Origin of the sequence: Kinneretia sp. DJ1R-11, from assembly GCF_025717595.1 — a bacterium.
GTDB lineage: Bacteria > Pseudomonadota > Gammaproteobacteria > Burkholderiales > Burkholderiaceae_C > Paucibacter_A.
Genome location: NZ_JAJIRR010000004.1, coordinates 219,815 through 243,333, shown reverse-complemented (window position 1 = coordinate 243,333; position 23,519 = coordinate 219,815). Strand labels below are relative to the sequence as shown.

At 63.5% G+C, this 23,519-nt stretch carries 21 protein-coding genes; 20 read left to right on the top strand and 1 reads right to left on the bottom strand.

Translation table 11 applies throughout. The features are described 5' to 3' along the window. From LNV23_RS09865 to LNV23_RS09815, 11 genes are read left to right on the top strand one after another with little or no spacing between them, the layout of a single operon-like run. A complete protein-coding gene (locus tag LNV23_RS09865; protein WP_263562832.1) occupies positions 1-855 on the top strand; it encodes a phosphatidate cytidylyltransferase in 855 nt (284 codons plus the stop codon). Further along, positions 852-2,051, top strand: coding sequence for a 1-deoxy-D-xylulose-5-phosphate reductoisomerase (locus LNV23_RS09860; RefSeq protein WP_263562831.1), 1,200 nt, complete (start codon positions 852-854; stop codon positions 2,049-2,051). The genes LNV23_RS09865 and LNV23_RS09860 overlap by 4 nt, the downstream gene beginning before the upstream one ends. Continuing rightward, a complete protein-coding gene (rseP, locus tag LNV23_RS09855) occupies positions 2,048-3,415 on the top strand; it encodes an RIP metalloprotease RseP (RefSeq protein WP_263562830.1) in 1,368 nt (455 codons plus the stop codon). The genes LNV23_RS09860 and rseP overlap by 4 nt, the downstream gene beginning before the upstream one ends. A gap of 10 nt (positions 3,416-3,425) precedes the next feature. Beyond that, a complete protein-coding gene (gene bamA, locus LNV23_RS09850; RefSeq protein WP_263562829.1) occupies positions 3,426-5,753 on the top strand; it encodes an outer membrane protein assembly factor BamA in 2,328 nt (775 codons plus the stop codon). Continuing rightward, entirely contained in the window at positions 5,753-6,262 is a 510-nt protein-coding gene (locus tag LNV23_RS09845) for an OmpH/Skp family outer membrane protein (protein ID WP_263519571.1), read from the top strand. Before bamA ends, LNV23_RS09845 begins: the two co-directional genes overlap by 1 nt. 3 nt (positions 6,263-6,265) lie before the next feature. Next, a complete protein-coding gene (gene lpxD, locus LNV23_RS09840; RefSeq protein ID WP_263562828.1) occupies positions 6,266-7,297 on the top strand; it encodes a UDP-3-O-(3-hydroxymyristoyl)glucosamine N-acyltransferase in 1,032 nt (343 codons plus the stop codon). Next, entirely contained in the window at positions 7,294-7,737 is a 444-nt protein-coding gene (fabZ, locus tag LNV23_RS09835) for a 3-hydroxyacyl-ACP dehydratase FabZ (RefSeq protein ID WP_263562827.1), read from the top strand. The genes lpxD and fabZ overlap by 4 nt, the downstream gene beginning before the upstream one ends. A 13-nt stretch (positions 7,738-7,750) precedes the next feature. Then, the gene (lpxA, locus tag LNV23_RS09830) at positions 7,751-8,545 is read left to right on the top strand and encodes an acyl-ACP--UDP-N-acetylglucosamine O-acyltransferase (protein ID WP_263562826.1); all 795 of its coding nucleotides are present in this window, start codon (positions 7,751-7,753) and stop codon (positions 8,543-8,545) included. A 4-nt stretch (positions 8,546-8,549) separates the two neighbouring features. Further along, positions 8,550-9,695, top strand: a complete 1,146-nt coding sequence (gene lpxB, locus LNV23_RS09825; protein WP_263562825.1) for a lipid-A-disaccharide synthase — start codon at positions 8,550-8,552, stop codon at positions 9,693-9,695. Continuing rightward, entirely contained in the window at positions 9,667-10,305 is a 639-nt protein-coding gene (rnhB, locus tag LNV23_RS09820; RefSeq protein ID WP_263562824.1) for a ribonuclease HII, read from the top strand. The genes lpxB and rnhB overlap by 29 nt, the downstream gene beginning before the upstream one ends. Next, positions 10,302-11,090 carry a TrmH family RNA methyltransferase gene (locus LNV23_RS09815; RefSeq protein WP_263562823.1) on the top strand — a complete coding sequence of 263 codons (789 nt, stop codon included), beginning with the start codon at positions 10,302-10,304 and terminating at the stop codon, positions 11,088-11,090. Before rnhB ends, LNV23_RS09815 begins: the two co-directional genes overlap by 4 nt. On the opposite strand, the gene ppsR is transcribed toward LNV23_RS09815, so the two are convergent. Next, the gene (gene ppsR, locus LNV23_RS09810; RefSeq protein WP_263519581.1) at positions 11,087-11,908 is read right to left on the bottom strand and encodes a posphoenolpyruvate synthetase regulatory kinase/phosphorylase PpsR; all 822 of its coding nucleotides are present in this window, start codon (positions 11,906-11,908) and stop codon (positions 11,087-11,089) included. The genes LNV23_RS09815 and ppsR overlap by 4 nt on opposite strands. Positions 11,909-12,116: 208 nt before the next feature. Here ppsR and ppsA point away from each other — a divergent pair, with 208 nt between their 5' ends. The 9 genes from ppsA to LNV23_RS09765 all read left to right on the top strand — a co-directional run bounded on the left by ppsA (position 12,117) and on the right by LNV23_RS09765 (position 23,508). Further along, positions 12,117-14,525, top strand: coding sequence for a phosphoenolpyruvate synthase (ppsA, locus tag LNV23_RS09805; protein ID WP_263519583.1), 2,409 nt, complete (start codon positions 12,117-12,119; stop codon positions 14,523-14,525). 226 nt (positions 14,526-14,751) lie between these two features. After that, positions 14,752-16,836: a sodium:solute symporter family protein gene (locus LNV23_RS09800; RefSeq protein ID WP_263562822.1), complete on the top strand. Its 2,085-nt coding sequence runs from the start codon at positions 14,752-14,754 to the stop codon at positions 16,834-16,836. 180 nt (positions 16,837-17,016) lie between these two features. Further along, the gene (gene rpsF / locus LNV23_RS09795; RefSeq protein WP_263519586.1) at positions 17,017-17,379 is read left to right on the top strand and encodes a 30S ribosomal protein S6; all 363 of its coding nucleotides are present in this window, start codon (positions 17,017-17,019) and stop codon (positions 17,377-17,379) included. An 82-nt stretch (positions 17,380-17,461) separates the two neighbouring features. Next, positions 17,462-17,749, top strand: a complete 288-nt coding sequence (priB, locus tag LNV23_RS09790) for a primosomal replication protein N (protein ID WP_263562821.1) — start codon at positions 17,462-17,464, stop codon at positions 17,747-17,749. A gap of 44 nt (positions 17,750-17,793) precedes the next feature. Further along, positions 17,794-18,084, top strand: a complete 291-nt coding sequence (rpsR, locus tag LNV23_RS09785; protein ID WP_102767400.1) for a 30S ribosomal protein S18 — start codon at positions 17,794-17,796, stop codon at positions 18,082-18,084. A 13-nt stretch (positions 18,085-18,097) separates the two neighbouring features. Continuing rightward, on the top strand, positions 18,098-18,550 hold the full coding sequence (gene rplI, locus LNV23_RS09780; protein ID WP_263519591.1) for a 50S ribosomal protein L9: 453 nt from the start codon (positions 18,098-18,100) through the stop codon (positions 18,548-18,550). A 248-nt stretch (positions 18,551-18,798) separates the two neighbouring features. Then, a complete protein-coding gene (dnaB, locus tag LNV23_RS09775) occupies positions 18,799-20,265 on the top strand; it encodes a replicative DNA helicase (RefSeq protein ID WP_263519592.1) in 1,467 nt (488 codons plus the stop codon). Continuing rightward, positions 20,252-22,267 carry a UvrD-helicase domain-containing protein gene (locus tag LNV23_RS09770; protein WP_263562820.1) on the top strand — a complete coding sequence of 672 codons (2,016 nt, stop codon included), beginning with the start codon at positions 20,252-20,254 and terminating at the stop codon, positions 22,265-22,267. Before dnaB ends, LNV23_RS09770 begins: the two co-directional genes overlap by 14 nt. Positions 22,268-22,353: 86 nt before the next feature. Next, complete coding sequence (locus tag LNV23_RS09765; RefSeq protein ID WP_263562819.1) at positions 22,354-23,508, top strand: PA0069 family radical SAM protein; 1,155 nt, start codon at positions 22,354-22,356, stop codon at positions 23,506-23,508. The last annotated feature ends 11 nt before the right edge of the window (positions 23,509-23,519 follow it).

The window sequence follows — 23,519 nt, the reverse complement described above, 5'->3', positions numbered from 1 at the left end:
ATGCTCAAAGCCCGCATCATCACGGCCTTGGCCTTGCTGGCCGTCTTGTTGCCCGCTCTGTTCGCCGCCTCGCCCTGGCCTTTTGCCCTGCTGACCTTGCTGATGATTGGCGCGGCCGGCTGGGAGTGGTGTCGGCTCAACGCCGCCGGTGGCCTGCCGGCTCTCGCATTCGGCGCCGCCTTGGCGGCCGCCTGCGCCGGCACGCTCTGGATGTTTGGCCTGGCGGCGCGACCGGCCTGGTGCTGGTGGCTGGCGGGCCTGATCTGGGTGCTGGGCGGGGCCTATGCCTTGCGCGGCGGTCCGGCGGCTTGGCCGCAGGCCTCCAAGGCCTTGCGGTTGCTGCTCGGTGCTCTTGCGCTCTGGGCTGCCTGGGGTGCCATGCTGGAGGCCAAGGCCACCGGCATCAACTTCCTGCTCTCCATCTTTTGCCTGGTCTGGATGGCCGATGTCGCCGCCTACTTTGGTGGCCGCACTTTCGGCCGCCGCAAGCTGGCCGTGACCATCAGCCCCGGCAAGAGCTGGGAGGGAGTCTGGACCGGCATGGCCGGCGTGCTGGCCCTGGGCCTGTTCTGGACCTTTGTGATCGACCGCCAGTTCGCGGTCGATTCCGCCAGCCTCTACCAGCGCCTGCTGCAAGGGCAAGGCCTGTTCACGGGCTTTCTGGCCCTGGTTTTCCTGGCCAGCATGAGCGTGGTCGGTGATCTGTTCGAATCCTTGATCAAACGTGCGGTCGGCGCCAAGGACAGCAGTCAGTTGCTGCCCGGCCATGGCGGTGTGCTCGATCGCGTCGATGCCTTGCTGCCGGTGTTCCCGCTGGCCCTGGCGCTGAGTTCTCTGAGTTCCTCTCTCCCATGAGTCTTCATTCCCGTCCGCAGCGCATCTGCGTGCTTGGCTCCACCGGTTCCATCGGCGTCAACACCTTGGACGTGCTGGCCCGGCATCCTGAGCGTTTTGAAGTCTTTGCGCTGAGCGCCATGAGCCGGGTCGACGCCTTGCTGGCTCAGTGCCTGCAATGGCAGCCGCGTTTTGCGGTGCTGCCCGATGTCTCTCTAGCCGCCCAACTGCGTGGCTTGCTGCGCGAGCAAGGCAGCCGCACCGAAGTCCTGGACGGACCTGAAGCACTGTCCGCTGTGGCGGCGCATCCGGACGTGGACATGGTCATGGCTGCCATCGTCGGCGCCGCGGGCCTTGCGCCTTGCCTTGCAGCGGCGAAAGCGGGCAAGCGCCTGCTGCTGGCCAACAAGGAGGCCATCGTCGTCGGTGGCGCCTTGTTCATGCAGGCGGTGGAGCAGGGCGGGGCTACCTTGCTGCCCATCGACAGCGAGCATTCTGCGATCTTCCAATGCCTGCCCGAGGACCGCAGCACTTGGGCGCAGCGCATCGATCACATCGTTCTCACAGCCTCGGGCGGCCCCTTCCGCCAGCGCGACCCGGCCACCCTGCATGAGGTGACCCCGGCCCAGGCCGTGGCGCACCCGAACTGGGTGATGGGCCGCAAGATCTCGGTCGACTCGGCCACCATGATGAACAAGGCGCTCGAGGTGATTGAAGCGCGCTGGTTGTTCGCGCTCAAGCCCGAGCAGATCAAGGTGCTGATCCATCCACAGAGCATCATTCACTCGATGGTGGTCTGTCGAGACAACTCGGTGCTGGCCCAGCTGGGTACGCCGGATATGCGTGTGCCCATCGCCTACGGTCTGTCATTCCCCGAACGCATCGAGGCAGGCGCCAGCCGGCTTGATCTGCTGACCCAGCCGTCTCTGAGCTTCGAGGAAGCCGATGAACGACGTTTCCCGGGCCTCTATCTGTCCTGGCAGGCGCTGCGTGCGGCCGAGGGCTCGACGGCGGTGCTCAATGCGGCCAATGAGGAGGCTGTTGCCGCTTTCCTCGATGGTCGCCTGCGTTTCGACCACATCCACCGCGTCAACGCGCAAAGTCTGGAAAGCACACTGCCACAGGCCGGTGAGTGCCATAGCGTGGAAGGCTTGCTGAGCCTGGATCAGCGCGCACGCCGCCAGGCCCTGGTTCTGATTGCGGAGCTGGGCGCATGAGCACCGTTCTGGCCTTCATCCTGACTCTGGCGGTGCTGGTCATCGTGCACGAGTACGGGCATTACCGCGTGGCGCGCGCCTGCGGCGTCAAGGTCTTGCGCTTTTCGGTCGGTTTTGGCCGCGTGATTTGGCGCCATCAGCGCAGCCCGGAGCACACCGAGTTCACGCTCTGCGCCTTGCCCCTGGGCGGCTATGTGCGCATGCTCGATGAGCGCGAGGGCCCCGTGCCCGCAGGCTTGCGCGAGCAGGCTTTCAACAATCGGCCGCTGCGCCAGCGTGTCGCCGTCGTGGCTGCCGGCCCGGTGGCCAATCTGCTCTTGGCCATTCTGCTGTTTGCTGGTGTCAACTGGGTCGGGCAAGAGGAGCCCAAGGCTGTGCTCGGTTCGCCGGCCCGAGACTCCCTGGCCGAGCGCTCTGGTTTGCGCGCCGGTGATTGGGTGCAGGCGGTGTCGCTGGATGGTCAGCAATGGCAGGACGTGCATTCTTTGTCCGATCTGCGCTGGCGCTTGACCGAGGCGGTGGAGCAGGGTCGCAAGCTGCATCTGGAGCTCAGCGACGCACAAGGGCATGGCCGGCGCAGCGTGCAACTCGATACTGACAGCCTGGGTGCTCATGAGATCGATGCGCAAGTGATCACCAAGCTCGGCTTGGGTCCGGCCTACAGCGAGCCGGTGCTGGGTCCATTGACTCCCGGCGGTGCTGGTGCACAGGCTGGCCTGCAAGTGGGTGACCTGGTGCGCCAGGTCGATGGTGTTGTCGTCCCCGATGCCGCCAAGTTGCGTGAACGCATCCGCTTGGCCGGCGCGCAAGAGCCGGCCACGACGATGCGCTGGCAAGTCGCACGCGGCGATCAGTTGGTCGAGTTAGAGGTTCAGCCCAAAGTGGTGGCCGAGAACGGCCGCAAGTTTGGCCGCATCGAAGCAATGGTCGGCGGACAGCCTGCCATGGTGATGGTCCGTTACGGCCCGTGGGATGGGCTGCTGCGGGGCGCCGAACGCACCTGGGACGTCTCATGGATGACCCTCAAGATGTTCGGCCGTATGCTGGTCGGCGAGGCTTCGCTGAAGAACCTCAGTGGCCCGCTGACGATTGCGGACTACGCCGGTCAGTCAGCGCGGTCGGGTCTGGCGCAGTATCTGGGCTTTCTGGCTCTGGTCAGTGTCAGTCTGGGTGTGCTGAACCTGCTGCCGCTGCCGATGCTCGATGGTGGACACCTGATGTATTATCTTTTCGAGGGTTTGAGCGGCCGCCCCGTCTCGGAGTGGTGGCAAACGCAACTGCAGCGCGCGGGCGCGCTGATCCTGATGCTGATGATGGCTTTGGCCCTTTCCAACGACGTGGCCCGCTTGACGGGCCTGCATTGACTCTACTTGCATGTCCTCATTCTTTAGAACGGGAGCGCCCCTGCGCCCCTCCATCCTGACCTTGGCCCTTGCGGCCACACTGCAGTCAGGCGCCGCCTGGGCGGTGGATCCCTTTGTTCTCAAGGATATTCGCGTCGAGGGTCTGAAGCGTACCGACCCCGGCACCGTCTTTGCCTCCTTGCCATTCCGCGTCGGCGACAGTTACAACGACGACAAGGGCGCCGCTGCCTTGCGCGCCCTGTTTGCGACCGGCCTGTTCAAGGATGTGCGCATCAATATTGACGGCAACGATGTTGTCATCATGATTGAAGAACGGCCCATCATTGCCAATGTGAGCTTCATCGGTTTGAAGGAGTTCGACACCGAAGCGCTCAGCAAGTCATTGAAGGATGTGGGCATCGGTGAGGGTAAGCCTTTTGACCGCGCCTTGGCCGACCGCGCCGAGCAGGAGCTCAAGCGCCAGTACCTGACGCGCAGCCTCTACGGTGCCGAGGTCACCACCACCATCACGCCGCTGGAGCGCAACCGCGTCAACGTCAGCTTCACCGTGAGCGAGGGCGAGCCGGCCAAGATTGGCGAAGTGCGCATCCTGGGCAGCAAGGTGTTTTCCGAGAGCACCTTGCTGGGTCTGCTGGAGCAGACCAGCAGCGGCTGGTTGACTTGGTACACCAAGACCGACCGCTATTCCCGCACCAAGCTCAATGCCGATCTGGAGACGCTGCGCTCCTACTACATGAACCGCGGCTATCTGGAGTTCGCCGTCACCTCGACCCAGGTGACGATCTCGCCGGACAAGCAGAGCATCAATATCGCCGTCACGGTCAATGAAGGTCAGCCCTACACCGTGACTGCGGTCAAACTCGAAGGCGAGTTCCTGGGTCGCGAAGAGGACTTCCGCCGCCTGGTGCAACTGCGCCCCGGCCAGCCCTATCAGGGCGAGGCTGTGGCCCAGACCACCCGCGCCTTCACCGATTTATATGGCAGCTTCGGCTACGCCTTCGCGCGTGTCGACAGCCGCCCCGAGATCGACCGGGCCACCGGCCAAGTGGTGGTGACCTTCGTGGCCGAGCCGGCTCGTCGTGTCTATGTGCGCCGCGTGCTGATTGCAGGCAACAACCGCACCCGGGACGAAGTGATCCGTCGCGAGTTCCGGCAGTTCGAATCGGCCTGGTACGACGGTCGTCGTATCAAGGCCTCGCGTGACCGCGTTGAGCGCCTTGGCTACTTCAAGGAAGTGACTGTCGACACCAATGAGGTCGCCGGTGCCCAGGATCAGGTCGATGTGATCCTGACGGTGGAAGAACGACCGACCGGCAATATCCAGGTCGGTGCCGGTTACTCCAGCCAGCAGAAGCTGTCCTTCACTGGTGCGATCAAGCAGGAAAACGTGTTCGGCTCGGGCAACTACCTGGGCGTGGAAGTGAACACCTCCTCGGTCGGCCGCGCCCTGGTGCTGTCCACGGTGGATCCGTATTTCACGGTCGACGGCGTCTCGCGCGCACTCGATGTGTTCTACCGCACGCAGAAGCCGCTCAATAACCTGGGTGAGCAATTTGAGATGATCACCCATGGCGGTTCGATCCGCTTTGGCGTGCCGTTCTCGGAGCAGGATACGGTGTTCTTCGGTGTAGGCTACGAGCGCACCAAGATGACCACCAACCAGGGCCTGCCCCTGAGCTATCTGCTTTACGGTCGCGCTTTCGGCAACAACAGCCTGTCCTTGCCGCTGACCATTGGCTGGCAGCGTGACAGCCGCGACAGCATCATCTCGCCCATGTTCGGCAAGTACCAGCGTATCAACCTGGAAATGAGCCCGGCCGGTGATGCTCGCTATGTTCGTGCCAATCTGCAGTACCAGCATTACATTCCCATCACCAACAAGATCACCCTGGGCTTGAACAGCGAACTCGGCTGGGGTGCTGGTATCGGCGGTCGGCCTTATCCGATCTTCAAGAACTTCTATGCCGGTGGTCTCGGTTCGGTGCGGGTGTTCGAAGCGGGCTCACTGGGCCCGGTTGACGTGACCGGCTCTTATTCGGGCGGCAACCGCCGCGTCAACGTCAATGCCGAGCTCTACCTGCCGGTTCCGGGCAGCGGCAATGACAAGACCTTCCGCCTGTTCGGTTTCGTCGATGCCGGCAACGTCTGGGCAGAGCATGAAAAGATCAATTTCGATACCTTGAAGAACGGCACCTCCATGTTGAGGGCTTCGGCAGGTTTCGGCTTGAGTTGGGTCTCACCCATGGGTCCGCTGCGTCTGAGCTATGGCGTGCCCTTGCGCAAACATCCAACAGATAGAATCGAAAAATTCCAATTCCAGATCGGGACTGCATTCTGATGAAGAGCAAGCTTTTTAAGGCGGTGGCTTTGGCTGCCATGATGTCTGTGTCGACGCTGGGCGTGCAGGCGCAGGACTTGAAGATTGGCTATGTCAACAGCGATCGCGTGTTGCGCGAAGCCAATGTCGGCAAGGCTGCGACCCAGAAGCTGGAAATCGAATTCGGCAAGCGAGAGAAAGAGCTCAAGGACATTGAGTCCAAGCTGCGCAATTCGGCTGAGAAGCTGGAAAAGGAAGCGCCGACCTTGTCGGAAGCCGAGCGCAACCGTCGCCAGCGTGACTTGGTCGAGCTGGACCGCGACTTGCAGCGCAAGCGCCGCGAGTGGCAGGAAGACCTGACGCAGCGCAAGAACGAAGAGCTGCAAGCTGTCGTCGACCGCGCCAACAAGGTCATCAAGCAGATCTTCGATGCTGAAAAGTACGACCTGATCCTGCAAGATGCCATCCACTTCAGCGCCCGCGTGGACATCACCAAGAAGGTGATCGACGCGCTCAACGCCCAGAAGTAATCGGTGGGCGCAGTCTCACTGGCTGAAGTGATCGCCGCCTTGGGCGGCGATCTTCATGGTGCGTCCGAAACGCAGATCACGCGCATCGGCCCATTGGAAGCGGCCGATGCGGGCACGCTGAGCTTTCTGTCCAATCCGCGCTACCAGGCGCAGCTGGCCAGCAGCGCAGCGGCATGCGTGATCGTGGCTCCCGCCTTTGCCGAGGCCGCCGCGGCCCGCGGTGCCGCCATCGTCACGGCCGATCCTTACCTCTATTTCGCGCGGCTCACCCAATGGTGGGCGGCGCGCGTACGCCCGCGCTCTGCCGCCGGCATCCATCCCAGTGCCGTGATCGACGCGAGTGCGCTGATTGGCGCGGACGTCAGCATTGGCGCATTGGCGGTGATTGAGGACGGTGCGCAGATCGGCGACGGCGCCCAGATCGGCCCGCACTGCGTGGTCGAGCGCAATGCCCGCGTGGGCTCCGGCAGCCGCCTGGCCGCTCGCGTGACTTTGGGCTTTGATTGCCAGATCGGCGAGCGCTGCATCGTGCACGCCGGCGTGGTCATCGGCGCCGACGGTTTCGGTTTCGCGCCGACGCAAGGGCGCTGGGAAAAGATCGAGCAGTTGGGCGCCGTGCGCATCGGCAACGATGTGGAAATCGGCGCCAACACCTGCATCGACCGCGGCGCACTTGAGGACACCGTGCTGGAAGACGGCGTCAAGCTCGACAACCTGATCCAGATCGGGCACAACGTCCATGTCGGCGCCCACACAGCCATAGCCGGCTGTGCCGGTGTGGCGGGCAGCGCGCGCATTGGCGCCCATTGCACAGTCGGTGGCGGCGCCATCATCCTGGGGCATCTGAGTCTGGTGGACCATGTCCATGTCTCGGCCGCCACCGTGGTCAGCCGCAGCATCAAGCAGCCGGGTCAGTACAGCGGCGTGTTTCCCTTCGACGACAATGCCAGCTGGGAAAAGAACGCGGCCACACTGCGTCAATTGCATACCTTGCGCGACCGTATCCGCGCACTAGAGAAGAAGAATTCAACATGATGGACATCCACGAAATTCTCAAGAAGCTCCCGCATCGCTACCCGCTGCTGCTGGTGGACCGCGTGCTCGAGATCGAGAAGGGCAAGCGCATCCAGGCGATCAAGAACGTCAGCATCAACGAGCCCTATTTCGTCGGCCATTTCCCGCACCGCCCCGTCATGCCGGGTGTGCTGATGCTCGAAGCCATGGCTCAGGCCGCCACCTTGCTGGCTCTGGACAGCAATGGCACCGTGCTCGATGAGAACACGGTGGTGTACTTTGCCGGCATCGACAACGCCCGCTTCAAGCGTGTGGTCGAGCCCGGCGATCAGTTGCTGCTGGATGTGACCTTGGACCGCGCCAAGGCCGGCATCTACAAGTTCACCGGCAAGGTCATGGTGGGCGAGGAGCTGGCCTGCGAGGCGCAGCTGATCTGCACCATGCGCCGTATCGAAGCCTGAGGCACTGCGCGACATGACGAGCAGGATTCACCCGACGGCCATCATCGACCCCGCTGCTGAGCTGGACAGTTCGGTCACGGTCGGTGCCTACACCCTGATCGGCCCGCAGGTGAAGATCGGTGCTGGCACCCGCATCGGCCCGCACTGTGTGATCGAAGGCCGCACCACCATTGGCTCGGACAACCAGTTCTACCAGTTCAGCTCCATCGGTGCGATGCCGCAGGACATGAGCCATGGCGGCGAAGTGACCGAACTCGTGATCGGCGACCGCAATACCGTGCGCGAGTTCTGCACGCTCAACACCGGCACGCTCAAGGAAGAGGGTATCACCCGGGTCGGGTCCGACAACTGGATCATGGCCTATGTGCACCTCGCCCATGACGTGCAGCTGGGCAATCACTGCGTGCTGGCCAACAACGCCACGCTGGCCGGCCATGTGCATGTGGGTGACTGGGCGGTGATTGGCGGCCTGACCGGCGTGCACCAGTTCGTCAAGATCGGCGCCCACGCCATGATCGGCTTCCAGGGCCATGTGTCGCAGGATGTTGCGCCCTTCATGACCGTGGATGGCAATCCGCTGGCTGTGCGCGCCGTCAACCTGACGGGCCTGCGCCGCCGCGGCTTCAGCAACGAGCGCATCGCCGTGATCCGTCATCTGCACAAGCTGATCTTCCGCAGCGGCCTGACGCTGGAGCAGTCGGTCGAGCAGATCGCTGCGCTGCGGGGCGAGCAGGGCGAGGACTCTCAGGCCGATGTGCAGCTGATGCTGGACTTCATCGCCAGCGCCAAGCGCGGTCTGGTGCGCTGAACCCATGGCTGAGCCTTCGCTGAGCCTAGCCTTGGTGGCCGGCGAGGCTTCCGGAGACCTGCTCGCCAGTTTGTTGATCCAAGGCCTGCAAGCGCGTTGGCCCGAGCTCAAGACCCAGGGCATTGGCGGCCCGCGCATGGCCGCCCGGGGCTTCGAGGCCTGGTGGCCCTCCAGCAAGCTCTCGGTGTTTGGCTATGTCGATGCCTTGCTCAATATCCGCGAGCTGCTGGCTATCCGCCGCCAGGTGGGCGACCGCCTGCTGGCCCAGCCGCCGGCCGCATTCATCGGCGTGGATGCGCCTGATTTCAATTTCGGCCTGGAGCAGCGCTTGCGCGAAGCGGGCGTGAAGACGGTGCATTTCGTCTGCCCTTCGATCTGGGCCTGGCGCGCCGAGCGGGTCGAGAAGATCAAGCGTTCGGCCGACCATGTGCTGTGCTTGTTCCCTTTTGAGCCTGAGCTTTTGCAGGCCCACGGCATCGGTGCCAGCTATGTGGGGCACCCTCTGGCCGATGCAATTCCGCTGCAGCCACAGCAAACGCAGGCCCGTTCGGCTTTGAAGTTAGGGGCTGCCGACACCGTGGTTGCCTTGCTGCCCGGCAGCCGCCGCAGCGAGATCCGCTACATCGCCGAGCCCTTGCTGCGCGCCGCCGTCCTGATGCAGCGCGCGCGGCCCGAGCTGCGCTTTGTGATGCCGGTGGCACCGGGCTTGCGCTCGCTGATTGATCCGCTGGTGGCTCGGCACGCGCCGGGCTTGCAGCTCGATCTGCTGGATGGTCGTTCTCACGAGGCCCTGGCCGCCTGCGACATCACCCTGGTGGCCAGCGGCACGGCCACACTGGAGGCGGCGCTGTTCAAGCGGCCCATGGTGATCGCCTATCGCATGCACGCGCTCAACTGGTGGCGCATGAAGGGCAAGAACTACCAACCCTGGGTGGGCCTGCCCAATGTGCTGGCCCGGGACTTCATCGTGCCCGAGCTGATCCAGGACGAATGCACGCCCGAGGCCTTGGCCCGCGAAGGCTTGGCCTGGTTGGACGATGCGCCGCGCTGCGAGCGGGCGAGGGCAATGTTTCAGCAACAACATGAGCTGCTGCGCTGCAATACCGCGCAAAAGGCCTGCGATGCGATCGCGCAAGTCCTCGGCTGCTGATTCCCGTGAGCCGCAGCAATTGGGCCTCAGCTGGGACGGCATCGGCTTGCTGGCCGGCGTGGACGAAGCTGGCCGCGGGCCCCTGGCTGGCCCGGTGCTGGCCGCTGCTGTCATCCTCGATGATGCCAACCCGATCCTGGGTCTGGCCGATTCCAAGGCCCTGACCGAGAAGAAGCGCGAGCGCCTGTTCGACGAAATCCGTGCCAAAGCCTTGTGCTGCTGCATCGCTGAAGCGAGCGTCGAAGAAATCGACCGCTTGAATATTCTGCAGGCGACCTTGCTGGCCATGAAGCGCGCGGTCGAGGGCCTGCGCCTGAAGCCGGCCAAGGTGCTGGTCGATGGCAACCGCTTGCCCTTGCTCAAGATTCCGGCCGAGGCCATCGTCAAGGGTGATGCCAAGGTGCAGGCGATCTCGGCGGCCTCCATCTTGGCCAAGGTGGCGCGTGACCGCCAATGCATGGCCATGCACGAACTGCACCCTGAATACGGTTTTGCCGGCCACAAGGGCTACCCCACGGCCGAGCACTTGGCGGCTCTGCGCAGCCACGGCGTGAGCGCCTGGCACCGGCGCAGCTTCGGCCCGGTGCGCCAGATCATCGAGAGCGCATGAGCAGTCAGATTCTTCACATCACCTCGCGGGACAACCCCGCTTTGCAACGCCTGCGCAAGCTCAGCCAGGACGGCAGCGCCTATCGCAAGATGGGCAGCGTCTGGTTGGAGGGCGACCATCTGGTACGCGCCTGCTTGCAACGTGGCCATCCGGTGCTGCAGGCGGTGCTGACCGAGGCGGCCGCGGCGGACCCGGTGTTGCGCGCTCTCGGTGACGCGGCGCCGCGCCAGTTGGTCGTACCGCTGGCCTTGTTCAAGCAGATCAGCGGCCTGGAGTCGCCGGCGCAGATCGGCTTTGAAGTGCCCTTGGATGCCGGGCAAGACCTGGCCCCCGAGGCGGACACCGTGGTGCTGGACCGCCTGCAGGATGCCGGCAATGTGGGCACGATCTTGCGCAGCGCGGCGGCCATGGGCTTTCACCAGGTCTTGGCGCTCAAGGGTACGGCGGCCCTGTGGTCGCCCAAAGTCTTGCGTGCCGGCATGGGCTCGCATTTCGGCCTGCGTCTCATCGAAGGCCTGGCGCCAGAGGACCTCGCTGCCTTGAAGCTGCCGTTGGTGGCCACCAGCTCTTATGCAGAAGCGCAACTGCACCAGATCCAGCTGCCCAGCCCCTGCGCCTGGGTCATGGGCCATGAAGGGCAGGGCGTTCAGGCGGAGCTGATGGCACGCTGCAGCTTGACGGTCGGCATTCCTCAGCCTGGCGGGGAGGAGTCGCTCAATGTCGGCAGTGCAGCGTCCATTTGCCTGTACGAGTCGGCGCGCCAGCGCTTGACGCCAAAGGGCTAGTAGATCAACCGGTCCGGCCGGATGTCGCGCAGGATGGTGGTGGCGATTTCCTCGATCGACTTGTGGGTCGATGACAGCCAGGCGATGCCATTGCGTTTCATCATGGCCTCGGCCTCGTTGACCTCGTAGCGGCAGTTCATCAGGTCGGCGTATTTGCTGCCCGGGCGGCGCTCGTTGCGAATCTGCGAGAGGCGCTCAGGGTCGATGGTCAGACCGAAGCATTTGCGCTTGTGCGGCTCCAGCATGGACGGGATCTTGCTGCGCTCGAAGTCTTCCGGGATCAGCGGGTAGTTGGCGGCCTTGATGCCGTGCTGCATGGCGAGATAGAGCGAAGTCGGCGTCTTGCCGCTGCGCGACACGCCGACCAGGATGACATCGGCCGATTCCAGGTTCTTGGCCGACTGCCCGTCGTCGTGGGCCAGCGAGAAATTGATGGCCTCGATGCGGTCGTGGTACTCCTGGCTGCGCGCCACATCCGAGAAGCGGCCGACCCGGTGGTTGCTCTTGACCTGGAACTCTTCTTCCAGCGGTTCGATGAAGGTGTTGAACATGTCCAGCACCCGGGCCTTGCAATGCTCGCGCACGACCTGCAGCACTTCGCGGTTGACCAGGGTGGCGAAGACGATGGCGCGCCTGCCTTCTTGCTCGCTGGTCTGGTTGATCTCGTGCACCACCTGGTGGGCCTTCTCGGCCGTGTCCACAAAGGGGCGGCGCACATGGCGCGGCTTGCCGGGAAACTGGGCCAGGATGGAGTTGCCAAAGGTCTCGGCGGTGATGCCGGTGCCGTCCGAGACAAAGTACACGGTGCGATTGGGCATGGTCGGAATGCTCTAGAGTCTTTCTTCATCATAAGTCGGGCCTGCCCGTAGAATCGCTTGAAATGTCCTGCCTTCGCGCCATGACCATCCCCGTCTCACAAACAGAATCACAAAGAATCGGCCGGGATGCCGCGTGGCTGCAATTCATGGGGGGCGCTGCGGGCGCCCCGGCGGGACTCCGGAATTTTCAACATCACGGAGTTTTCCCATGTCTGCACGCTATGAGCCGACCGCCCTGGTCGTCCCCTTTGAGAATCTGAGGATGAGCGACGTCGAGGTCGTTGGCGGTAAGAACGCCAGCCTCGGCGAGATGATTTCGGAACTGGCCCATTCGGGCGTTCGCGTGCCTGGCGGCTTTGCCACCACCGCGCACGCCTTCCGCGAGTTCCTCAAGCACGAAGGCCTGGACAAGCGCATCGAGGCGCGCCTGGCGACCCTGAACACCGACGATGTGCGCGCGCTGGCCGAGGCCGGTGCTGAGATTCGCGGCTGGTTGGAGGCGCAGCCCTTTCCGGCCGACCTGGAAGCAGAGATCCGCACCTCGTTTGCGCAGCTGACCGCCGACAACCCCGGCGTGTCCTTTGCCGTGCGTTCCTCGGCCACGGCAGAAGACCTGCCCGACGCCTCTTTCGCCGGCCAGCAGGAGACCTTCCTGAACGTGGTGGGCATCGAAGAGGTCTTGCACAAGATGAAGGAGGTGTTCGCCTCCCTCTACAACGACCGCGCCATCAGCTACCGCGTTCACAAGGGCTTCGCCCACGCCGACGTGGCCTTGTCAGCCGGTGTGCAGCGCATGGTGCGCTCCGACCTCGGTTCGGCCGGCGTCATGTTCACCATCGACACCGAGTCTGGCTTCAAGGATGTGGTCTTCATCACCTCCAGTTACGGCCTCGGAGAGACCGTGGTGCAGGGCGCCGTCAACCCCGACGAGTTCTATGTGCACAAGCCGGCCTTGGCCCGAGGCAAACTCCCCATCATCCGACGTAACCTCGGATCCAAGCTGATTCGGATGGAGTTCTCGTCGCCGGAAGAGCGGGCCGCATCGGGCAAGCTGGTCAAAACCGTGGACACCCTGCCGGAAGCGCGCAACCGCTATTCGCTCAACGATGCGGAAGTGATCGAGCTGGCCAAGTACGCTCTCATCATCGAGCAGCATTACCAGCGCCCCATGGACATCGAGTGGGGCCGCGACGGTGTCGATGGCCAGCTTTACATCCTGCAGGCACGCCCCGAGACCGTGAAAAGCCAGGCCGAAGGCCAGGTCGAGCACAGCTACAAGCTCAAGGGCCACAGCGCCGTGCTGGCCGAAGGCCGCGCGATCGGTCAGAAGATCGGCACCGGCCCGGTGCGTCTGGTGCACAACATCAGCGAAATGGAACGTGTCCAGCCTGGAGATGTGCTGGTCACCGACATGACCGACCCGAACTGGGAGCCGGTGATGAAGCGCGCCGCCGCCATCGTCACCAACCGCGGTGGTCGTACCTGCCACGCTGCCATCATCGCGCGTGAGCTGGGCATTCCGGCTGTGGTCGGTTGCGGTGACGCGACCGAGACGCTGAAGGATGGTCAACTGGTGACCGTGGCCTGCTCGGAAGGTGACACCGGCTATATCTATGACGGCCTGCTGGAAACGGAAGTCAGCGAAGTCCATCGGGGTGAGCTGCCGTACTGCCCGATCAAGATCATGATGAACGTTGGCAATCCGCAGCTGGCCTTCAACTTTGCCCAGATGCCCAGCGCAGGTGTCGGCCTGGCCCGCCTGGAATTCATCATCAACAACAATATCGGCGTCCACCCCAAGGCCATCCTGGACTATCCGAATATCGATGCTGACTTGAAGAAGGCGGTCGAGTCGGTGGCCCGCGGCCACGCCTCGCCACGCGCTTTCTACGTGGACAAGCTGGTCGAAGGCATTGCCACCATCGCGGCCGCCTTCTATCCGCGTCCGGTGATCGTGCGTCTGTCGGACTTCAAGAGCAATGAGTACCGCAAGTTGATCGGCGGTTCGCGCTACGAGCCCGATGAAGAAAACCCGATGCTGGGCTTCCGCGGCGCTTCGCGTTATATCAGCGGCGAGTTCTCCGATGCCTTCGCCATGGAGTGCGAGGCGCTCAAGCGCGCCCGCAGCGATATGGGTCTGAGCAATATCGAGATCATGGTGCCCTTCGTGCGCACGGTGCGCCAAGCCGAACGCGTGGTCGGCATGCTGGCCGAGCGCGGCCTCAAGCGCGCTGCTGATGGTGGCACGGACGGCCTGCGCGTCATCATGATGTGCGAGGTGCCCAGCAACGCCATTCTGGCCGAGCAGTTCCTGGAGCATTTCGACGGCATGTCCATCGGCTCCAATGACCTGACCCAGCTGACGCTGGGCCTGGACCGCGATTCCGGCTTGGAACAACTGGCCGGTGATTTCGACGAACGCGATCCTGCCGTCAAGGCCATGATCTCGCGCGCCATCACCGCCTGCCGCGCCACCGGCAAGTACATCGGCATCTGCGGTCAAGGTCCCAGTGACCACCCGGATTTCGCCGACTGGCTGGCCAGCGAGGGCATCGTGTCCATTTCCTTGAATCCGGATACCGTGATCGAGACTTGGCAGCGACTGGCCAAGCGTTGATCTGAGCTGAACCTTGTCCTGGAAAGGCCCGCCTTGTGCGGGCCTTTTTGTTTGTCGCCAGGCGGCCAGGCGGCCGCGCTGCGGGGCCGGGTTTCCGGTATCGACAGTCGCCCTTGCTGGCTCGCATGATGTGGGCTTCGTGTTCCCTTGTTGCTGACCCGACCCGTATCTGTCCGTGGCTCTCGTTCGATCTCATCCTCCTGGTGGCGCCAAGACTCAGCAGCCTTTGGTCGCGCGCCTGAAGCGCATCTATCTGGGCTTCACCCTGGGCTTTGTGCTGTTCCTGCTGGGGCTGGCCCTGCTGGAGCAACTGGGCTTGTCGAAGAACGCGATTGGCATCAGCTTTCTCGCGGCGACCGTGGGTGTCTATGCCTGCATCGGCCTGTTCAGTCGCACGACCGACGCTGATGAGTACTATGTCGCCGGCCGGCGTGTGCCGGCCATCTTCAATGGCATGGCGGCTGGCGCCGACTGGATGAGTGCGGCTTCTTTCATCGGCCTGGCCGGCACCCTGTATCTGAGCGGCTATGGTGGTTTGGCCTATGTGCTGGGTTGGACGGGTGGCTTCTGCCTGGTGGCGCTGTGTCTGGCGCCATATCTGCGCCAGTTCGGTCAGTACACCATCCCGGACTTCCTTGGTGCACGCTACGGCGGTATGGCGCCGCGCCTGCTGGGTGCTTTGGCTGCCATGCTGGTGTCTTTCATCTACGTCGTTGCCCAGATTTATGGGGTCGGCCTGATCACCGCTCGCTTGACGGGTTTCAGTTTCGAGATCGGCGTGTTTCTCGGTCTGGGGGGTGTCCTGCTGTGCTCCTTCCTGGGTGGTATGCGCGCGGTCACATGGACCCAGGTGGCGCAGTACATCGTGCTGCTGATTGCGTATCTGGTGCCGGTAATCTGGATGTGTTTGAAACAGACGGGTGTGCCTTGGCCACAGTGGGTCTATGGCCATCAACTGCAACAGATCACGGCCACCGAGCAGCGCTTGAATCAGGACCCGGCCGAGTTACAAGTCAGAGCGATCTTCACCGAGCGCGCCGCCGGCTTCGAGCGCAAGCTCAGTGATGTGCCTCAGTCCTTGGCCGCGGACCGGGCGGAGGCGGCGCGGCAGGTCGCGCTGCTGAAGGCGCAGGACGCTTCTCTGGCCGCCATCCAGTCCGCCGAAAAAAGCCAGGCGGCCCTGCCGCGCACTCCGGCCGAAGCCAGCGAGCAGTGGCAGCGCGGCCGCGCCAGCAATACCGCCCTGGCCCAGCCCCTGGCAGGCATGCCGCCTCATGCGCTGGCCTTTGCCGGCGACCCCGAGGGCGATGCCGCCGAGCGCCTGAAGTTCGATGAGTCTCGGCGCAATTTCCTGGCCCTGGTGTTCTGCCTGATGGTGGGAACGGCGGGTCTGCCGCACTTGCTGACTCGCTACTACACCACGCCCAGCGTGGGCGAAGCGCGCCAGTCGGTGGCCTGGTCCCTGTTCTTCATCTCCTTGCTCTATTTCACGGCGCCGGCCTTGGCAGTGATGGTCAAGTACGAGATCTTCACGCAGTTGGTGGGCACTGCCTTTGACCAGTTGCCGACCTGGATCATGCAGTGGACGCGCCTGGATCCTGGTTTGCTGTCGGTCAGCGATGTCAATGGTGATGGACTTTTACAGCTGGGCGAGCTGCGCATTAGCGGCGATATCGTTTTGCTGGTGGCGCCAGAGCTGGCGGGTTTGCCTTTCGTGATCTCGGCGCTGGTGGCTGCGGGCGGCCTCGCGGCCGCACTGTCCACGGCCGACGGCTTGCTGCTGACCATTTCGGCGGCCCTGTCGAACGACGTCTATTTCCGTTGGATCAATCCGCAGGCCTCGATGACGCGACGCGTCACCTTGTCCAAGGCTTTGCTCTTGGCCACGGCGCTCGCTGCAGCTGCAGTGGCCGCGCAACGGCCTGCCGATATCCTCCTGCTCGTCACCTCGGCGTTCTCAATTGCCGGGGCAACTTTTTTCCCGGCCTTGGTGCTGGGCATCTTCTGGCGGCGCGCCAACGGCTGGGGGGCTGTGGCTGGAATGCTGACCGGTCTGGCGGTCACGCTCTATTACATGGTGGTGGCGAGCCCGAGCTTGCGCCTCGCCTTGGGGGTGCCCGGGCCAGCGGAGTTGTTGTGGGGCATTGCGCCGGTCTCTGCCGGTGTATTCGGGGTGCCCGCTGGTTTTCTGGCGATTGCGGTGGTCAGCTGCTGCACCCCGCGTCCTGCGGCGGAGCAGGTTCAGTTGGTGGACCGTTTGCGCAGCCCGCCCCAGCGCAGCACGGCGCCTGGCGGCGCGGGTATCCGCTAGCTTTGCAGCGTCTCAGGCAGTCTTCTGATGCAAAAGCTGGCGCAACTCTACAAGCTGCGCTAGAATCGCGGGTTCCCCCTTGCCGTGACCACGTGAATTGACGCTGTGGCGCGGCTTCCTCAGGCGAGCCGAGAGGGTCGACCGACCGTCGGGTGAGTCTGGAATCCACAAGGAGTATTTATGCGTCACTATGAAATCGTTCTGCTGATCCATCCGGATCAAAGCGAACAAGTTCCGGCCATGCTGGAGCGCTACAAGACCCTGATCACCAGCAATGGCGGCGCTGTGCACCGCATTGAAGACTGGGGCCGTCGTCAGATGGCTTACCTGATCCAGAAGCTGGCCAAGGCTCACTACCTGTGCGTCAACATCGAATGCAGCAAGGAAACCCTGGCTGAACTCGAGACCGGCTTCCGCTTCAACGACGCCGTGCTGCGCCACCTGACCGTGGTGAAGCCCAAGGCTGAGACCACGCCTTCGGTGATGATGAAGACCGTGGAACGCGAAGACGCTCGCAAGGCGCCTCAAGTCGCAACGGCCTGATCAGGCTTAGCTCCGTGTTCATGAAGGTTGCCAGCGCACTGGCCGCCAGCGTGCAAACCAAGACCGGCAAGCGTTCTTCACTTTGAACCAACTGGTTTTGCAAGCACAGCTGCTGGAGCTGGGACTTGTCAGATACACACCGGCCGGATTGATGGCCCTGGACGGCATGCTCAAGCATGAATCCCAGGTGCAGGAAGCCGGCAAGCCCCGCAAGGTTTCCATGGAAATCAAGGCGGTCGCGATTGGTGAAATCGGCAAACGTCTGCAGTCGCTGGGAGTGGGAGGAAATGCACTGTTCACAGGCTTCCTCAGCGCTCAAAAGAACGGCCGTGGAACGATCTTCCACATCACCGCTCTGACACCCAACTGAACACCGAATTGTTCGAATCCGGATTAAATTAAAGAGGTCATACGATGGCACCACCACGTGGCAAGGGTCGCTTCTCCAAAGACAAGAAGCCCAAGCGCAACACCCAATCTCTGCTGTTCCGTCGTAAGCGTTTCTGCCGCTTCACCGTCACCGGTGTTGAGCAGATCGATTACAAGGACATCGACACCCTGCGCGATTTCATCGGCGAAAACGGCAAGATCACGCCGGCTCGCCTGACGGGCACCCGCGCTTTCTTCCAGCGTCAGCTGACGGTCGCTATCAAGCGCGCTCGTTTCCTGGCCATGCTGCCTTACAGCGACCAGCACAAGGTCTGAGGAGTAACCCAACATGCAAATCATTCTGCTTGAAAAGGTCGCGAACCTCGGCAACCTGGGCGACGTCGTCAAGGTCAAGGACGGCTACGCACGCAACTTCCTGATCCCGACACGCCAAGCACGTCGTGCCACGGCCACCGCGATCGCCGAGTTCGAAGCCAAGCGCGCCGAACTGGAAAAGGCTGCTGCTGAAAAGCTGGCCGCTGCACAAGCCGTGGGCGAAGCCCTGGCCGGCAAGACCGTGCGCATCAGCCAAAAGGCTGGCGTGGACGGCCGTCTGTTCGGTTCGGTCACCAACGCCGACGTGGCCGATGGCCTGGTGAAGCTGGGCTTCACTATCGCCAAGGCTCAAGTGCGCATGCCCAACGGTCCCCTGAAGGCCGTGGGTGAGTTCACCGTCAGCGTCGCTGCCCACACCGATGTGGTCGTGGAAATCAGCGTGCAAGTGGTGCGCGACGCCGAGTAAACTCAGGCGTCACTGACCGTCAGTGGTCAGACAGTCAAAAAGCCGATGCTGTCCGCAGTGTCGGCTTTTTGCGTTTTCGGGCGGCGGTTTATACAGCGCTGCCCCCAGGCTATCCACAGGCTTGTCCACAATACAGGCTGGTGGAGGGACTGGCCTCGAAGTTCCCAGTTTCCAGTTCCTAGTTTCCAGTTCACAGCTTTCAGTCCTTTGCAGCCCGCCATCCCGTACGACCAGCGACCCCTTCAGCCATGAGCGCGACTTTTTCACCCACGCCCTTGCCCAACTCTTCGGGCTCTTCGAGCTCTTTCAGCGTTGGCGGTGCCGATCGCCGCGATGAAGAAGTGGCCCGCCTGCGTGTGCCGCCGCATTCCATCGAAGCCGAGCAAAGCGTGCTGGGGGGGCTGTTGATCGACAACAGTGCCTGGGACCGGGCGGGCGATTTGCTCACCGAGTCGGATTTCTACCGCTTCGAGCACAAGCAGATCTACCTGTCCCTGGGCAAGCTGATCAATGCAGCCAAGCCGGCTGACGTGGTCACGGTGTTCGAGGAACTGACCTCGCTCGGCAAAGCCGAGGAGTGCGGAGGCTTGGCCTATCTGAACGCCCTGGCGCAAAGTGTGCCGAGTGCCGCCAATCTGCGCCGTTATGCGGAGATCGTGCGTGAGCGCGCCGTCTTGCGCAAGCTGGTCACCGCCAGCGACGAGATCGCCAGTGCGGCCATGAATCCGCAGGGCCGGGCGGTCAAAGAAATCGTCGACGAGGCCGAAGGCAAGATCTTCCGCATCAATGAGGAAGGCAACCGCAGCAGCCAGGGCTTCCAGAGCATGGACAACCTGGTGGTGGCGCTGATTGATCGCGTCAACGAGCTCGCGGAGAACGGTGCCGAGGATGTGACCGGCGTGCGCACCGGCTTCTTCGACCTCGACAAACAGACCGCCGGCCTGCAGCCCGGTGACCTGATCATCCTGGCCGCGCGTCCCTCCATGGGCAAGACCGCCTTCGTGGTCAATATCGGCGAGAACGTCGCCATCAACGAAGGCCTGCCCGTCGTCATCTACTCCATGGAAATGGGCGCGGCTCAGCTGGCGCTGCGTATGGTCGGCTCGGTCGGCCGCATCGACCAGAGCCGCTTGCGCCTGGGGCGCCTGGCCGACGATGAATGGGGGCGCCTCTCGGAAGCGGTGGACAAGCTCGGCAAGGCGGCCATTTACATCGACGAAAGCCCGGGCCTGAGCCCTTCGGAGGTGCGTGCCCGCGCGCGCCGCCAAGCCCGCATCAGCGGTCAGCTTGGCCTCATCATCATCGACTACCTGCAGCTGATGAGCGGCAACGGCGGCGGCAACGAGGAGAACCGCGCCACCGTCATCGGTGAAATCTCGCGCGGCCTGAAAGCCCTGGCCAAGGAGCTGAAATGCCCGGTGATCGCGCTCTCGCAGCTGAACCGCTCGGTGGAGCAGCGGCCCGACAAGCGGCCCATGATGTCCGACCTGCGCGAATCGGGCGCTATCGAGCAGGATGCCGACATCATCATGTTCATCTACCGCGACGAGTACTACACCAAGGAAGAGTGCAAGGAGCCGGGCGTGGCCGAGATCATCATCGCCAAGCAGCGGAATGGCCCGGTGGGCACGATCAAGCTGGCCTTCCAGCGCATGCACACCAAGTTCGAGAACCTGGCTCCGGACTATGTCAGCCCGGTCGGTGACGAGTACTGAGGACGGCGGCGCCGCGGCAGCGCCGCCCGCAGTGACCGAGCCCGCCAGCCTGCCAGATCCGCTCTATGTGCCGCAGCGTTTCGAGCCCACGTTGGAGCAGCAGCGCATACAGGCGGCGCGGGCGCGTCATGTCCTGATCGAGGCCAACGCAGGCGCCGCCAAAACCACCACGCTGGCTCTGCGCATCGCGCAAGCGCTGCAGCGGGGCGCCGATCCCGCCATGATTCTGGCGCTGACCTACACCGAGCCGGCCGTGCAGGCCTTGCGAACGCAGCTGCGCTGGGTCGGCCTGGCTGCCGAGCAGGTGGATGCGATCCGAGTCCAAACCTTCGAATCATTCAGCACGGCCATGCTGGAGGTGCTCGAAGGCGGCAGGTCGCTGGCGCTGCAGCGCCTGGAGCAGGTCAAGCCCTATCTGCTGCGGGCGATCGAGCGGGCGCAAACCCTGCCGGGTGAGCGTCATCCCGATGAGCTTTGCGTCGACGGTTCGCCTGCAGCCCTGGCCGAAGGACTGCTGCGAACTTTCGCGGTGCTGAAAGGGCGGATGCTGATCGAGCTGCAGGCCGCTGAAGAGGCCATGAGCCCGGCATTGGCGGAGGAGCTGGGTTTCGATTACCTGAGCCTGCGGGTGCGCTCGGCCTATGAGTTCATTCGCAGAGGCGGCCATCCGGACCGACCTGAGTTCCGCTTCGAGGGCGATGCCTGCTACGACCTGGCCCGCGCCCTGCTGATGGAGGAGCTTCCCCCCGAAGGTTCGCCCCTGGCTCAGGGCTTGGCCCTGATCGTCGTCGACGAGATGCATGACACCAACCGTGCCATGTTCACCGTGCTCAAAGCCTTGCTCGAGGCCAACCGGCGCGCGGCCTTTGTTGGCGTGGGCGACCGGGACCAGGTGATTCACTCCCAGGCCGGCGCCGATGCCGCCTTTATGCATGACTGCTTCGTCCAGGAGATTGGCAAGCCGCTGCGTATGCCGCTCACGGCCAGCCACCGCTTCGGCGCGGAGCTGGCCCAGATGGTCGGGCGCCTAGCGCACAACAAGCCTTATGCCGCCGCTTTGCACTGCGCGACCGAGGTGGAGCCACTGCCTTGCGAATCCCCGCGCGTGATGGCGCAGATGGTGGCTCGGTTGGCTCGCGAGCACATGGCCCAGACGCAGCGAAAGGACTTGCGTATCCTCTTGCGGCGGCCGGCTCAGTCCATCCTGATCGAGCGCGAGCTGCTCAAGCTCGGGGTGGACTACCGGGTCGATGGTTTTGCACCCTTTCTGCGCCGGCCCGAGGTTTTGATGGTCCGCGGTCTGTACGCCTATTGCAGCGATGATTTCAGCGGTTTCGCGAGCAAGCCGCTGCGCGAGCAGACCCTGGCCGCGCTGATGTTGTTCGCCGGCGCCTTGATCGAGAGCAGCGAGCTGCGTCAGGTGGACGCTGTCACCGCCCAGCGTCAGGCCATTGCCGAGGCGACCGAGCATCCGCAGGGCATGCGCGATTTCATCGAGGGTCAGGTCTTGCGCAATGCCTCGCCCCGCGCCTTGGCGCGCCTACGCGCGGCCATGGCGGTGATGGAGTCCGGTGACTTGCAGCATTTCGGAGACAGCTTCGGACTCGCCCTGGAGCCCGAGGGCCTTGCACGTTCGGTGCTGGTGCGCAAAGAGGATGTACAGCAGGTGCGCGACAACATCAACCAGTTGCTTCAGTCCATCGTGGCCGAAGGCGAAGGTCTGGCCGAGGCCTTCCGGGTGCTTCATCAACAGGATCAGATCCAAGCACGCATGCGCCTGAATACCCGCGTGACGCTATCCAGCATCGAGTCCGCCAAAGGCCTGGAGTTCGACCATGTGCTGATCCCGTATCTCTCGCGCGGCGAGTTCGTCGGCGATGTCAGCGCCGCGGAAAACCGCAATCTGCTGTACGTCGCGATGACGCGTGCGCGCCAGCGCCTGACCCTGGCCTACAAGGCCGATTCGCCTTCGCGCTTCCTGGTCGAAGCCGGCGTGCTGTAGTTCGGAGCGAGTGTGGCCCGCAGCTGCTTGAACGGCGGCTGTTTTTTTGTGCTGGGCCAACTTGGAGTACTGTATAAACAAACAGTATGAAATCCAGGCCAAACCCACCCATTCAGGCGGCGCAAGCGCTCTACATTGCCGCGGACACCCTGAAAGGTCGGGGTAGCACTTGGGCAATGCCCCATCGCTTTCAGGGCGAGCAGCGCGAACAGTTCGATGACGGCTGGGGATCATTGGCGCAATCTTTCGACCCCGAGGCCTTGCCGCCGGCCACGCAGATCATCGAGGAATGCGCCCAGCGCATCCTGTCCAGCAACCAGTCGCCGGACATTCCCTTTGACCAGTCCATCAATCCCTATCGGGGCTGTGAACATGGCTGCATCTATTGCTTCGCGAGGCCGACGCACAGCTACCTGAACCTCTCTCCAGGGTTGGACTTCGAGACCCGCATCATTGCCAAGGTCAATGCGGCCGAGCGACTGCGGGCCACCTTTGCCAGGCCGTCCTATGTGCCGCGCCTGACCTGTATCGGCACCGCGACGGATGCCTACCAACCGGTGGAGCGCACTCTCGGTTTGACGCGAGCTTTGATTGAAGTTTTGCAGGAGTACCGCCACCCCTTCTCGGTGCTCACCAAGTCTTCGGGCATCGAACGCGATCTGGACCTGCTGCAGCCCATGGCCGAGCAGCGCTTGGTGTCCTGCTACATCTCGATCACCACGCTGGACCCGGCGCTGGCCCGCATCCTGGAGCCCCGTGCGGCCTCGCCGCAGCGGCGCTTGCGCACCCTCAAGACCCTGGCGTCAGCTGGCGTGCCGGTCGGGGTCAGCGTGTCGCCGTTGATCCCTTTTTTGAACGAGCCTGAGCTGGAACGCATCTTGGAGGCAGCCGCCGAGGCCGGCGCGCGCTCGGCTTTCTGCATCCCGCTGCGCCTGCCTTGGGAGGTCAACCCGCTGTTCCAGGACTGGCTGCAGCGCCATGTGCCCGAACGGGCCGCACGCATCATGGCCCGGGTGCGCGAGATGCGCGGCGGCAAGGACAACGACGCCCGTTTTGGCAGCCGCATGCGCGGTGAGGGCATCTGGGCCGAGCTCTTATCCCAGCGCTTGCGCAAGGCTTGTGCGCGTCTGGGTTTGGCCAGAGAACGCCAGTCGCTCGATCTGTCGCTCTTTTGCAGGCCAGCCGGCCGTGCCGCGGCGGACGGCTGCAAATCTGGGCCCGAGCAAGGTAGCCTGTTCTGAGCCGCACGGCT